Annotated in this window: 15 protein-coding genes; 4 read left to right on the top strand and 11 right to left on the bottom strand. The window is 59.1% G+C overall.

What is annotated here, in order from left to right; genetic code table 11:
• Positions 1 to 172: 172 nt before the first annotated feature.
• From EP165_RS20040 to EP165_RS20030, 3 genes are all read right to left on the bottom strand, one after another.
• The gene (locus EP165_RS20040; protein ID WP_245440284.1) at positions 173 to 718 is read right to left on the bottom strand and encodes a L,D-transpeptidase; all 546 of its coding nucleotides are present in this window, start codon (positions 716 to 718) and stop codon (positions 173 to 175) included.
• A 576-nt stretch (positions 719 to 1,294) separates the two neighbouring features.
• The gene (locus tag EP165_RS20035; protein ID WP_206075961.1) at positions 1,295 to 1,837 is read right to left on the bottom strand and encodes a multicopper oxidase domain-containing protein; all 543 of its coding nucleotides are present in this window, start codon (positions 1,835 to 1,837) and stop codon (positions 1,295 to 1,297) included.
• 197 nt (positions 1,838 to 2,034) lie between these two features.
• Positions 2,035 to 3,285, bottom strand: coding sequence for an acyltransferase family protein (locus EP165_RS20030; protein ID WP_164743118.1), 1,251 nt, complete (start codon positions 3,283 to 3,285; stop codon positions 2,035 to 2,037).
• Between EP165_RS20030 and EP165_RS20025 the strand changes: the two genes are divergently transcribed.
• Entirely contained in the window at positions 3,260 to 3,745 is a 486-nt protein-coding gene (locus tag EP165_RS20025; protein ID WP_127524629.1) for a YqaA family protein, read from the top strand. The two genes, EP165_RS20030 and EP165_RS20025, sit on opposite strands and share 26 nt — an antisense overlap.
• A gap of 4 nt (positions 3,746 to 3,749) precedes the next feature.
• Here the strand turns inward: EP165_RS20025 and EP165_RS20020 are convergent, their stop codons facing one another.
• On the bottom strand, positions 3,750 to 4,613 hold the full coding sequence (locus tag EP165_RS20020; RefSeq protein ID WP_127524628.1) for a DUF305 domain-containing protein: 864 nt from the start codon (positions 4,611 to 4,613) through the stop codon (positions 3,750 to 3,752).
• Between the two features lie 74 nt (positions 4,614 to 4,687).
• Here EP165_RS20020 and EP165_RS20015 point away from each other — a divergent pair, with 74 nt between their 5' ends.
• Positions 4,688 to 5,218, top strand: coding sequence for a hypothetical protein (locus EP165_RS20015; protein WP_245440282.1), 531 nt, complete (start codon positions 4,688 to 4,690; stop codon positions 5,216 to 5,218).
• Between the two features lie 11 nt (positions 5,219 to 5,229).
• On the opposite strand, the gene EP165_RS20010 is transcribed toward EP165_RS20015, so the two are convergent.
• From EP165_RS20010 to EP165_RS19980, 7 genes are all read right to left on the bottom strand, one after another.
• Positions 5,230 to 5,625 (bottom strand): c-type cytochrome, encoded by a 396-nt coding sequence (locus EP165_RS20010; RefSeq protein WP_281040025.1) that lies wholly within the window; start codon positions 5,623 to 5,625, stop codon positions 5,230 to 5,232.
• Positions 5,626 to 5,776: 151 nt separating this feature from the next.
• Positions 5,777 to 6,208 (bottom strand): c-type cytochrome, encoded by a 432-nt coding sequence (locus EP165_RS20005; RefSeq protein ID WP_127524626.1) that lies wholly within the window; start codon positions 6,206 to 6,208, stop codon positions 5,777 to 5,779.
• Between the two features lie 187 nt (positions 6,209 to 6,395).
• The gene (locus EP165_RS20000) at positions 6,396 to 6,680 is read right to left on the bottom strand and encodes a copper-binding protein (RefSeq protein ID WP_127524625.1); all 285 of its coding nucleotides are present in this window, start codon (positions 6,678 to 6,680) and stop codon (positions 6,396 to 6,398) included.
• 18 nt (positions 6,681 to 6,698) lie between these two features.
• Positions 6,699 to 7,202, bottom strand: a complete 504-nt coding sequence (locus EP165_RS19995) for a cupredoxin domain-containing protein (protein WP_127524624.1) — start codon at positions 7,200 to 7,202, stop codon at positions 6,699 to 6,701.
• A 46-nt stretch (positions 7,203 to 7,248) separates the two neighbouring features.
• A complete protein-coding gene (locus tag EP165_RS19990; protein ID WP_127524623.1) occupies positions 7,249 to 8,598 on the bottom strand; it encodes a multicopper oxidase family protein in 1,350 nt (449 codons plus the stop codon).
• Between the two features lie 16 nt (positions 8,599 to 8,614).
• The gene (locus EP165_RS19985) at positions 8,615 to 10,081 is read right to left on the bottom strand and encodes a TolC family protein (RefSeq protein WP_127524622.1); all 1,467 of its coding nucleotides are present in this window, start codon (positions 10,079 to 10,081) and stop codon (positions 8,615 to 8,617) included.
• On the bottom strand, positions 10,078 to 10,299 hold the full coding sequence (locus EP165_RS19980; protein WP_127524621.1) for a putative periplasmic lipoprotein: 222 nt from the start codon (positions 10,297 to 10,299) through the stop codon (positions 10,078 to 10,080). The genes EP165_RS19985 and EP165_RS19980 overlap by 4 nt, the downstream gene beginning before the upstream one ends.
• Positions 10,300 to 11,311: 1,012 nt before the next feature.
• On the opposite strand from EP165_RS19980, the gene msrP reads away from it, so the two are divergent.
• Together msrP and msrQ are read left to right on the top strand one after the other, a co-directional pair.
• Positions 11,312 to 12,253: a protein-methionine-sulfoxide reductase catalytic subunit MsrP gene (msrP, locus tag EP165_RS19975; RefSeq protein ID WP_127524620.1), complete on the top strand. Its 942-nt coding sequence runs from the start codon at positions 11,312 to 11,314 to the stop codon at positions 12,251 to 12,253.
• Positions 12,253 to 12,780 (top strand): protein-methionine-sulfoxide reductase heme-binding subunit MsrQ (msrQ, locus tag EP165_RS19970; RefSeq protein ID WP_127524619.1); only part of this gene is annotated, 528 nt, incomplete at its 3' end. The genes msrP and msrQ, both read left to right, overlap by 1 nt.

The raw sequence follows: 12,780 nt of genomic DNA, 5'->3' as shown, positions 1-12,780 counted from the left end.
GGTAATGGGCCCGAAGCGTTCTACCAGCGCATTGGCGACGATCCAGTAGAGCGGCCCGCCCCCTGTCAGAAAGACAATGCTGGGTTCGCTTGACTGGATCATGGCTGCGGGCTGGAACGGGACAGGGACAGACAAGCCAGCACCACCCGATGCGAAACTCTCGATGCCGGGCTCATGCTATGACTATAACTTTGGCACCCTCCGGCACTCGCTCGTACAGATCAATGACGTGATCGTTGAGCATGCGGATGCAGCCGTTCGAAACGGACTTGCCGATCGACCAAGGCTGGTTCGTGCCGTGGATACGGTACAAGGTGTCCCGGCCGTCACGATAGAGATAGAGCGCACGCGCGCCCAACGGATTGTTCGGGCCGCCCGGCACGCCATTTGCATATCTTGCATATTTCGCCGGCTCGCGCCGGATCATGTTGTCGGTAGGTCTCCAACTTGGCCATTTGGCCTTGCGGCCGACCACGGCTTCCCCACGGAAGGCGAGGCCCGCCTTACCCACCCCTACACCGTAACGCAGCGCGCTGCGATCGCTCTCCACCAGGTAGAGAAAATGATCGCGCGGGATGATGACGAGCATACCCCTTACATATCCGGAGAATTCCACTGTCTGCGGTTCGAATTTCGGATCAAGTTCGAAGGGTTTGGAGCCGGGCAACGGATGAGCGTTGACCGAATACGGCAACAGTGCGGCGAGCCCCGCGCCCATTATCAGTTCGCGTCTGGAAAACATGATTATCCCTGAGACGATTGGAACATTTACGGCTCGCACCGTTGGTGCAAGCGCAACGGAAAGTTGGTCTCAGGCGGATATGGGAGGTCGGTGCATGAAGTTCGGTGCCAGGAACCGAAGCCGGGCGTTTTGCCAGATGGCATAGGATCGAGGTGTGGCGGTTGGATCGAACGACAGGCGGGGAAGGATGACAGGACAGTCCGCCGAGCAGTGGGTCGCGCCAAAATGCTCCGCCAACGCATTCTCGTCGCAGCACTCTACCGCTTCGGCCGTGGAAACGTGTACCCTGGCCTCCATCAGATCAGTCCACGAAACGTGATCTATTGGAGACAGCTGCTGCGCAGATCGCGTGGCCGCACCTGCGGGCAGGACGTCAAAGCCAGCAATAACGAGCATCAGCACTGCAACCAGCAAGCGAGGCATCCGCAATTGTTAGCCCGGTTTCATGAAATCTTCTATAAAGGGATGGCTCGTATGCGAGGGCTATCAGACGACCTCGAACCAGGTGTTCATTCCGGCCGCGGCGTGTTCAAGCATGTGGCAATGCAGCAGTCACTTGCCGGGATTGTCGGCGACGAAGGCGATTTTTGTTGTTTGGTTGGGACCGACGAGAAACGTGTCGCGCCATGGCCGGCGTTCGTCTATGTCGCTGCCGCCTCGCTCGATCACGCGAAAATGGTGCCCATGAACATGCATCGCGTGCGCAAAGACCGTGTTGTTCACTGTCTCGACGATGATCGTCTCGCCACGTTCCGCCCGAAACAGCGGTTCTTCAGCGAGATTGGCCACGCCGTTGAATGACCAGAGCTGACCGGTCTCCTGAAATTCCTTGCCGCTGAGCTTTTTGCCCTCGAATACGATCTCCAGGGGACCGCTTATCGCGCCGCCGCTCGGCACGCGATTGCCTGTCCCATTGCGTGCACTGCGCCCCGGAGTACCGGGAGAAGGCTCATTTGCCGAAGCGCATCGACATCCCCGTCTCGGGCAGATGATCCGAAAAAGGTGTGTCACCTCTTCGAAAGTTGGGAGTGCTTCGGAATGAATGACGTCATGGACCCTGAAATCAAGTGCGGATATTATGGTTTCGACTGACATCAACGCCGTTGTTTTGCGGCCCGATACCTGTTGAGACAGAACAATGTTGTAGGTCCACCGTCGGGCTTGTGGCGCAGAGTCTCAGATGTTCGGTCCCGGATTAGCCGACTTGGGCCTCGCGATAGCGGATGGTGTCACCTGGACGCGCACGTGATAGAGAAGCTCTGGCTGGATGCCGGACGTGTCTCGGAAGCCGTCTATGTCGCTTCCGCGGTCTTTAACGCACGTCTCGAGGGTTGTGCCACCAGCCCCATACGACTCAGGATCGGGTTGCGCAGCCTGAGTGCGGGTTTCTCCACGAAAGTCCACGACACCCAAGCCGCCCCCAAGGCAAGAACGGTAGCGATCGATGCGTTCTGCGCAACCGTCATGTCGGGCACTGCGTAGACAAGCCATTGCTGAATGAAAAAGCCTGTTATGTACGCGCCGTATGAAAGATCGGTGTGCGCCGTCCAACGCTGGAGCCGACCCATTGGAAATGTTCCGAGCCAAAGGCTCCAATAGGCTGTGGCGGCAATCATCACCGGGTAGCGGATAGGCTGATCGATCATCAGGACCGCCACCGTCAAAACGGCGAACGCCAATGCAAAGTCACGGCGAATTGGAACAAACTCGCGTGCGATCCAGCACGCAACACCGATGTAGAAGGCCAGCATGAAGCGGGCGAGCTGTGCGGCAAAGCTGAATCGTTCGGGGTCGCCGGAGATAGTGATGGCGACCGCGCAAAGGCCCAGGACCGGAACGACTGGGATCAGGCGCGCCAGCCCGCGAAGCCCGAGTGCGGCCAGCATCGACATGAACACCAGCAGCGTCGCGTAGCAGATGACTTCGAAGCGTATCGTCCAGATCGGGATATTTGCCGATCCCCCCATCGGGTTGTCGGTGAAGACGCCGTCGAGCGAAACGCCGACCGAAAACAGCAGCGTCGCCTTGGTCATGAAGACGCCGATGTTTTCAAACGTCCAGAAGACGCCAGGCGTGGCCGTTGTGAGCCACAGGCCGCCGATCAGAACGATGGTGATGTTGACGACAATCAGGGCCGGGAAGACGCGCAGCATCCGCGCGAGAACAAAATCGATCCACCCTGCCGATCGCTCCCAGCTCGCTGCAACCATGAAGCCGGAGAGGACAAAGAACACATGCACCGCATGCGCGGCCAGCGACCAGCCTGTCGACTCAGCGAGTGGCTCGACGGCTGCCCATCCGCCGACAACGCCAAAGGCATGAGTGACAATCACCGCTATCGCCGCTGCGAGACGGATCACGGCGTAGCTATTTGCGTTCTTTTCCGAAAACGCTGAAAGGGTTTTTGACTGCATGTCGAACGTCGCCTCACGTCCCCGTTGGACTTTTCGTACTTGCAGTGTTTCTAACATTTGGAGGTGTTGAAATCGCCGTGTATCTGCATCGGTGGTTAATTCCATGCCGATACTGAGATGGGTGCGCAATGTTGCGGAGACTGTTCGCAAAGTGGAAAACCTTACGGCTCTCGCGGCCCTGTTCGGCATCGCCTTCGCGGCAGCGACCTTCATTCCAGCGCAATCGGAAGCTGCCCTCGTTGGCATGCAGATCGCAGGGTATCCGGTCGTCCTTCTGATCGCCGTGGCAAGTCTCGGCAACACGCTGGGCGCTGTCGTCAACTGGGCGCTGGGCTGTGGTATGCAGCGATTCAGCGGGCGGCGCTGGTTTCCCGTTTCGCCGACGTCATTGGACCGTGCCTCTGCGTGGTATCGCAGATGGGGCCGCTGGAGCCTCCTGCTTTCATGGGCACCGATAGGCGGCGATGCACTGACGGTTGCAGCCGGCGTGCTGCGTGAACCGTTCTGGAGTTTCCTTGCGTTGGTCGCCATCGCCAAGACCGGCCGCTACGTCATCCTCTCGGCGGTCACGGTGGGGCTGATCGGCTAATGTTTCAGTTTCTCGTGCCGCAGCCGTAGAAGCCGCGATAGCCGACGGTCAGACCCTGATCGAGCTGGAAGACAAGCTCGGAATCTTGCCGCCAGTCGGCTTCATCGCCGAGTGGCCGCACGGTTACTGCGGCGCCGGTTGTGCTGAGAGCAACACTTCCGGGCTGGGGATCGTTCTCGGTTTCCAGCCCCAGCAGCACGCCGTTGAATTTCATGGCGGCCGCGCCGTCGGCGGTGATCCACAGGATAGGATCGGTTTCCGGGCTTGTGTTGAAGGTGCAGACCGGTTCCGTCTTCAACACCGCGCCGGCCTCGCTTGCCGACAGTGGCGCGGGGTCCAGTTCCGCAATCAGAGTGTTGGCGAGTGCGTCCTCGACGCTACCCGGCTGCGCCGCCTGGTCCTCGTAAACGCTGTCCGTGATGTTGCCGCCTGCCACGTTGGCAATCAGATAACGCATCTCCGCAATCTCGCGCCGTTGCGCAGCAATGATGCCGTCGGCCAGCTTGCTCACGCGGGCGTCCTCGATCCCGGCGCGTTCTGACGTCATCACCGCAATGGAGTGGTGCGGGATCATCGCGCGCATGTAGCTTGAACCCGAAACCGTGATCTGGCTGCGGACAAGCCACAGCGACAGTGCGAACACGACGACCGACCCCGCGAAGATCGCCATGTTCACGGTTCTGTTCGGGTACATCCGCAGCATGAAGGACAGCATGACGAAAGCCATCGTTGCGCCCATCAGCACCGCCATGTAGGCGCGCGTCTCCGAAAAGAAGATGTGCTCCCAAGCATAGGTGTTAAGGTACATCAGAATGAACATCACCACCGTTGAAGTGACGATCATCGCGAAAAAACGGACATAAGACATCAAAGCCTCCATTGCTGGTACTGGTGAGCAAACGAGTCGCGTTGAATTGTGTTTCGAATGTGCCGAACACAAGCTTGACCTTCCTGTGGCTGGAAGGGCTATTGAGCATCATGGTTCAGATGAAAATCGATGAGAGTAGGAACGGCAGCGTTTTCGACCTGCCCGAATTCAACATAGCCGTCTTTTCGTTTCTGCTGCATTTCGTGTGGGAGTTCGTACAGGTTCCCACATACTCCGGGATGGCTGACATGAACCATTGGGACGGCACCAAACTCTGCCTTTCTGCCACAGTGGGTGACGTAGGATTCGCGTTGACCGCATTTTGGGTCACAAGTCTCGCAGCACGTCGCCGAGACTGGATTCGCCAGGCCAAGTCTTGGCAGGTTGTATTGTTCGTGGCCGTCGGCGTCGCATTAACCGTCGGTTTCGAGTTCTACTACACCGAGATCAGCAAGCGCTGGACCTATTCGGAATTGATGCCACTCGTCCCACCGTTGGGCACCGGGCTGAGCCCGCTCGTTCAATGGCTGCTCATCCCGCCGGTAGTTCTCTGGTTTACCCGGCGTCAGGTGTCGGGGTCGGGCTCACAACGGTCGAGCGAGTGACTCCGATACGGTCAACCACCCACCCGAAAGTCCTGATGGCAGGACAAGCAGGTCTTTCCAATCTCGGTGAATCCGGGCCTGACATCTGTAGCGTTGCCAGCGCTCTCCGACGCCTCCGCCAAAGCGTCTGCCCTGGTGCCAAGGAGTTCGCCTAGGGCGACGAACTCGCTCCACCTTTCCCATACGGCATCTGCCACCTCGCTAGGGTGTTCATTCGAACCCTCGGGGAACATCATCGGAATGTCCCGCGCATGATCGGCGATTACCGAAGCGGCTTCCCGCACGCCATCTGAATCAAATTCGCGCTCACCCTTAATCATCTGTGACAACGCCTTCATCTGCGATGCGATGTCTTTCATCATCTCCATTCGCTCCTTTACGACACCTTGTGCTCCGCTGTGGGCCAAGGCTGCTACCGCCAGTGCGAGGAGTATTCCGCTCGTTGCGGCAATAGTTTTCAGTTTCAATCCGGTGCCCTACCTATCTTGTCTGCGCGTTGATGTGGCCGAACGGCCCTCCGATTGTTGAAGTCTCTGAACTCGTAGCCCCGTCACCGATCTAATTGATGCCGTTCGCTTTCTGCAGTCGTCGAACATAAGCGACGATATGCTCGATCTCCTTGTCTTCGATTCCATCGACCGGCGGCATGTCGCCAAAACGCCAATGATGCTGCCGTACACCATTCTTGGCCGCAAGAAAGAATGCCTGGTCCCCGTGATGGTTCGGCTCATAGATGCGGTGAATGAGAGGCGGGCCTGAGCCATCGCGCCCCGCCGCATTCTCACCATGACACGCCGCGCAGTTTTCTTCGAACGCCGTGCGGCCCTGCTTTTGGATGGGTGCCAGAGGCGGAACGCTCACTTCCACCAGAGGACGTTCGGCAATTCGCGGTTCACCATCGGGCCAGTAGGAATAGTAGATAGCGACACCCAGAAAAGCCGCCAAACCAAATGCGGCGAGCATTCGTGATACGGATTTGTTCCCGATCATCTCCGGCACCTCAACGAAAGAAAATATACTTCACAAGAGCTGCGATCATGAGAACCGCAAGAAGTATCAGCAGGAGCCCGCCGAGCCCCATCCCCCACATACCGCCATCCATCATTGAAGCCATCATCGTTCACGCTCCTTTGTCCAATTTGCGCCGGGGCAACGGTTGCCGCCCCGGCGCTTGGGCTCATTTCAGTTCGGTAATTGTCAGTTTGCCGTTGACGCGCTCGGCCACGAACTCGATCTCCTGACCTTCCTGCAACCTTTCCATCATGGCGTCGTCGCCGGTACGAAACACCATTGTCATGGCCGGCATGTCGAGGTTCTTCAGCTCCTCATGGATGACGGTGACCTTGCCCGCATCCGCATCGACCTTCTTGACCTTTCCTTTGGTGAATTCGGTCGCAAGCACCTGTCCCGTCAGAACAGTTACAATTGCACCCGCCGCCAGAAGTGATTGAATCGTCTTCATGTCTGGTTCTCCTGAATGTCAATTCTTCGCTTCAACCGTGAGGTCGCCTTTCATCCCGGAATCGTAGTGACCCGGAATGAGGCAGGCGAACTCGAAGGTTCCGCTGTTGGTGAATTTCCAGATGACCTCGCCGCGCTTGCCCGGATCCAGGCGCACGGAATTTGGATCGTCATGCTCCATCTCGGGCATGCGCTCCATCACGGCCTTGTGCTCCATAACGCCGTCATGGTCATCGAGCACAAATTCATGCTCCAGTTCGCCCTTGTTCCGCACCCTGAAGCGGATCGTCTCATCCTGGCGAACTTCCAACGAGTTCGGTTCGAAAATCATCTCGCCATCGTCGGTTTCGCGCATGACGACGTCGACATTGCGCGATACCTTGCCGGCCTCGCCAGGCTCGCCGACGGCCATCTCTTCATGATGCCCGTCGCTGTTGTCATGCCCGCCAGCATGCTGGCCGGCCGCGTGCGCCATGCTCGAAGCCAATACAATGCCTGCTGCAAGTGTCAGCAATTTCTTCATGCCATTTCCTTTCCTTGAGTCGGTGGGCCAAAGCCCGTGGTGCCCCTCAGCCGCGATTTTTGATCTGAGGTGTGATGGTGGTTCTCGCGTTGTCGGCCCGGGCGAAGTCCGGCAGTTCGCCGGTCCATTCGTAGGCCTGCGTTCCCGGCGGGTTCTCATACCAGCCGGGATCTGTGTAGTCGTCTGCATCGATGCCCTCGCGAACCTTGACGACCGAGAACATGCCGCCCATCTCCAGCGGCCCGTACGGACCCCATCCGGCCATCATCGGGACCGTGTTGTTCGGGAGCTCCATTTCCATTTCGCCCATGTCGGCCATGCCGTTTGTGCCCATGGGCATGTATTCGGGCTGAAGCCTGCGGATCTTCTCTGTAAGGCGGGTCTTGTCGACGCCGATGAATGTCGGAACGTCGTGACCCATCGCATTCATCGTGTGATGCGACTTGTGGCAATGGATCGCCCAGTCGCCCGGATGCACTGCATCGAACTCGTAGGCGCGCATCGCGCCGACGGGTATGTCAATGCTGACTTCAGGCCACCGCGCTTCTTCACGTACCCAACCTCCATCCGTGCATGTCACTTCGAAGTCGTAGCCGTGCATGTGGATCGGATGGTTGGTCATCGTCAGGTTGCCGACGCGCACGCGCACTCGATCGTCCTTGGAGACCACCAGTGGATCGATGTCCGGGAAGATGCGGCTGTTCCAACACCACAGATTGAAGTCCGTCATCGTCATGATCTTCGGCATGTAGGAGCCGGGATCGATGTCGTAGGCGTTGAGCATGATTAGGAAGTCACGATCGACCGGCATGAAGGCCGGGTCGCGCGGATGCACAATGAACATGCCCATCATGCCCATCGCCATTTGCACCATCTCGTCGGCGTGCGGGTGGTACATGAAGGTTCCGCTCTTCACGAGATCGAACTCGTAGATGAACGTTTTGCCCGGCGGGATAGCCGGATGCGAGAGCCCACCAACGCCATCCATGCCGGAGGGCAGAATGAGCCCGTGCCAATGCACGGACGTGTGCTCCGGCAAATGATTGGTGACGTAGATGCGAACCCGATCGCCCTCGACCGCTTCGATCGTCGGGCCGGTCGACTGGCCGTTATATCCCCACAGATAGGCGGTCATACCGTCCGCCATCTCGCGTTCCACGGGTTCGGCGACGAGGTGGAATTCCTTTACGCCGTTGTTCATGCGGAAGGGAAGCGTCCAGCCATTGAGCGTTACGCAGGGCTGATAATCCGGCCCCGAGATTGGGTGAAGCGGCGGCTGCGTGGCCGCACTTTCCATTACCGCCGCTTCGGGCAATCCCATATTGGATGTCTTCGCCCACGCGGCGGTCGAAACGAGCGCGGCACCGGCGCCCAGCAATTGACGTCTGTTGAACATCGTCAGATTTCCTTTCTCAGTGACCACCGCCGTCGTTATCGGCCACGGCCATGTCGCCGCCGGCCGGAGCGCCGGCACCACCGCCGCCATAGACGGCGCTGTTGATGTTGATGTCGGCGAGCCAGAAGTCCCGGCGCGCATTGGTGGAAAGCAGGATGGTGTTCACCTTCGCTCGTGTGTCGGCGAGCAGTTCGAAAGTGTTGGTGATCATGCCGTTGTATGTGAGGAGCGATTCCTCCTCGATCGTGACACGCAGCGGCAGAACGCTGTTCTGGTAGTGCCGGGCGATATCATAACGGCCGAGCAGGTCTTTGTACGCGGCGCGCGCCTCGGAGCGAATGTTCACCGCCTTTTCGGCGAGCCGGTTCGCGGCCCGCATATAGGCGAGTTCGGCCTTGCGCATCCGCGCTTTGCCGCTGTCGAAGATTGGGATGACAAACTCAAGTTCCAGCTGCGGCGTGACGACCGTCTTGAGTTCGCCAGCGTCGAGCTCGCGTTCGGCCTCAAATCCCGCGATCAGTTCAAGATCGGTGACAAGCCGGGTTGCGTCGGTAAGCCCGTAGTTCCTGGCTTCTGCATCGAGCGCGAGTTTCGCGATCTGAAGGTCTACGCGGCGAACCAGCGCCTCACGCTCTATGTCGACCCCGGTTGCAGGACGCTTTGGCAGGCGCGGCAGGTAGTCGGGTACAAAGTAATCGACATCCGCTCCCCATAGCCCCATCAGCCGGGTCAGCTCTTCCTTTGCCAACTGCGCATTCAAGCGCGCTTGCGCACGCTGGCCAGTTAGTTCGGCGAAGAATGCGTGCTCACGCGCCTGGCCGGCCTTTGGCAATGCACCCGTCTCGCCAAGGCGCTGCGCGAGCTCAGAAGCGGCATCGGCAGCGACCTGCGCCTGGTTGAGATAAGCTGACGTTTCAAAGGCTGCGACCGCATTAACCCACGCGCGGCGGGTATCGGCCGCAAGGCGCAGCGTTTCCAGTGCTGCCGCCATCTGAGCGCTCTGAAACTTGGCATCAGCGATCTCGACACGGCGTTTCCGCGTGGCGAGCGCCAGGATGTTGTTGGCGATCATGCCTTCGATGGCGCGAAAAGCGCCAAGTTCCGGGTTGGCGATGCCGAGAACGCCGATCGACACGATAGGGTTGGGCAGCATTGTTTGCTGCCAGACATCGGCTGCCGCAATGCCGATCTCGGCATAAGCGGCCTGCAAACCCTTGTTGTTGAGTAGCGCAACCTGCACAGCCGTATCGGCGGATATTGTCTTGCCGACGACCAGTGCCCGGACTCTCTCCGAGAGGGCCTGCGCCTGCTGACGGTCCTGAACCCAGACGGCTTCTTTGCCGATCGCCTCGGAGGTCTTGCCAGAAACGGTCGTAAAGCCCGCATCAAGTGCCGCGTAGGTTAGGAGTTCATCCGATGTCGTGCAGCCAGTGAGCAGCACCAGCCCAAAAACGCCTGCGATTGAACGCTTGATTGGAATCACGAGCCGTCTCCTTCCGCAGAAGGGGCGGTGCGGCGCCAAGGCTTCGGCGAGACCGCTTCGCGGTGTTCATAGTTCGTGACGACCGCCCGATAGCGGGTTTGTCCGGTCGCAAGATGCGGGTCGGAGGCGTCGGCAAATGGCAGGACTGCAGGTGGCACGGAGGCCGCACACCCGGCAAGTCCCAGCACGGCCAGCGCCGCGCAGAGGCGAATTTTCATCGAAGGAAATCCTAGTCTGATTGGGTACGTGTCAGGCTGACCGGCGTGAAGCCGGCCACCCGTTGACACCTCTCAAAGAGGCGAAATCAGACCAGAGTTCTTGGAGGGCGTATGAGGCCGATCGGCTCGCGGTCGGCCAGCTTCGGGAAAGGCAGGGCGGCGTAGCAGCGCGCAATAGCGCCGCACAGGCCAAGCCCATCAACAGGCATGACGCTTACAGGTGCGCACTGAATATCACACAACGGGTCGGAGCTATCCCCCCCGTTAGCGCTCCCATTATCAGCATGCTGGTGATCACCGCCATGACGTGCATCGTCCGCCTGGGAGGCGCTGTGCGTGGCGTGAACAGTTTCGGAAGCGCCGGCAATTGCCGCAGCCTTGGCCATGGCGTGTACGCCGGGCTGGGCGAGCGTCATTGCAAGAAACGCAATCGCAAGCGCCGCACAGAGCGGCCCTTTCAGTAGGACAGCGATCCAACCTGTTCGTCTCATGTGCACTTCGAACTATGGTTCGTCTGGTTTGTCAAGCGAATCGATTTGCAGCCCACTCGTCACAAGAGATTGTGATCTGTTTGACGTAACCGTGGCGTTCGAGTCTTCAGCGCGCCATGGCCTCTAATGATCTGGGACGTGCGGATCGGCCAGAGCGGCGTTGGGACGATTGACCGGGATGCGCTCGATCGATGATTTGGCAGCGAATGCTTGCGTACCTCCTGAAGGATCGGATGCATGCTGCGGTCGGAAGATGCTTGGCTAAGGTGATGCGGCGCTTCGCGTTCTCAACGGTGCCTCGAGCAGAAGGCGCTAGGTGTTGTACTCGGCATCCGGACCGAAGAGCACGGCAACAACTCGGACCTAGGCATCCTCTTTGCCGCCCAGCATTAATTCGCACATGAGTCATCGTTGATCGGGGGCTAGATCGCTGGACACGAGAATGTGCGGAAAAATGACTTTCCGCGACAGGGGTGGTGGATAGGATGGCTCTGAATTCGCGCCAATCCGGGACTCAATCGATGCTGATCAAGCACACTCCTCCTATTCGCTCTTCCGAGATCACCTCGCGTGAGGTTTACCTCAGTCGCCGTGACCTTCTTTTCGGGGCTAGCATTACGGCTCTATCATTATTTGCACCCCAGCGCGCTGAGGCAATGTCGCTGGAAGCGGCGTCCAGCCCCCTCTCGACCGACGAGGCGGCGACCACGTTTGAGCATGTCACCAGCTACAACAACTTCTACGAGTTCGGTACAGGCAAGGATGATCCGGCGAAGAATGCCCATATGCTCACCACCAAGCCGTGGTCGGTGAAGGTCGAAGGGCTCGTCTCGCGTCCGACGGAGTTCGATCTCGAAGACCTGCTGAGGCCGATCACACTGGAGGAGCGCATCTACAGGCTTCGCTGCGTGGAGGGTTGGTCCATGGTCATCCCCTGGGTCGGCTTCCCGTTGTCGGAGGTGCTCAAGCGAGTCGTGCCTCTCGGCAGCGCCAAGTTTGTCGCCTTCGAGACGCTCCACAGGCCGGAGGAGATGCCGGGACAGAACGCTTTCTTCCAGGCTCTTCGGTGGCCCTACGTCGAGGGGCTCAGGCTCGACGAGGCTATGCATCATCTCACCATCCTGGCGGTCGGGCTCTATGGGGAGGAACTGCCCAACCAGAACGGAGCACCGATCCGCCTCGTGGTGCCTTGGAAATATGGCTTCAAGAGCATCAAGTCGATCGTGAAGATCACGCTCACCGAGGAACAGCCGCCGACCTCGTGGAATCGCCAGAACCCGCGCGAATACGGCTTCTATTCGAACGTCAACCCGGAGGTCGATCATCCGCGCTGGAGCCAGGCGACCGAACTGCCCATCGGCGAGGGACTGTTCGCCAAACGAAAACCGACGTTGATGTTCAACGGCTACGGTGAAGAGGTGGCTCACCTTTACGAAGGCATGGACCTCACCAAGTTCTATTGATGCGCCTTACCGCTCACGCCAACAAAATACCCAGGCTGTCCTCAACGGCGCAATTTCGGTTGTTGCGCGCACTCGTATACTTCATCGGACTGGCTCCGGCAGTGTGGACCTTCTATCTCGGGTTTACAAACCAACTTGGCGCCAATCCCATCAGGACACTGGAGCAGGATCTCGGTATCTGGGCGCTGCGCTTCCTGATCGCCACGCTGACAGTGACGCCGCTACGGGACCTCACTGGGATCAGTCTGATGCGCTACCGGCGCACGCTGGGGCTCTTGACCTTTTACTATGCCCTGCTGCATTTCTTTGCCTACATGCTTCTCGACTATCGTCTCGACCTGCAGGCGATCGTGGGAGACATCGTGAAGCGGCCCTATATCACCATCGGGATGCTGGCCTTCGCGGTTCTGGTGCCGCTCGCTATCACCTCAAATAATTGGGTGATCCGGCGCATGGGAGGGGCGTGGGCACGGCTTCATCGATGGGTTTATCTGGCGGCAGCGGCGGCGGCACTGCACTACCTTTTG

The organism is Mesorhizobium sp. Z1-4 (assembly GCF_004000235.1).
Taxonomy (GTDB): domain Bacteria; phylum Pseudomonadota; class Alphaproteobacteria; order Rhizobiales; family Rhizobiaceae; genus RCIO01.
Note: the sequence above shows the minus strand (reverse complement) of the source record. Positions and strands in the feature narration are given on the sequence as shown.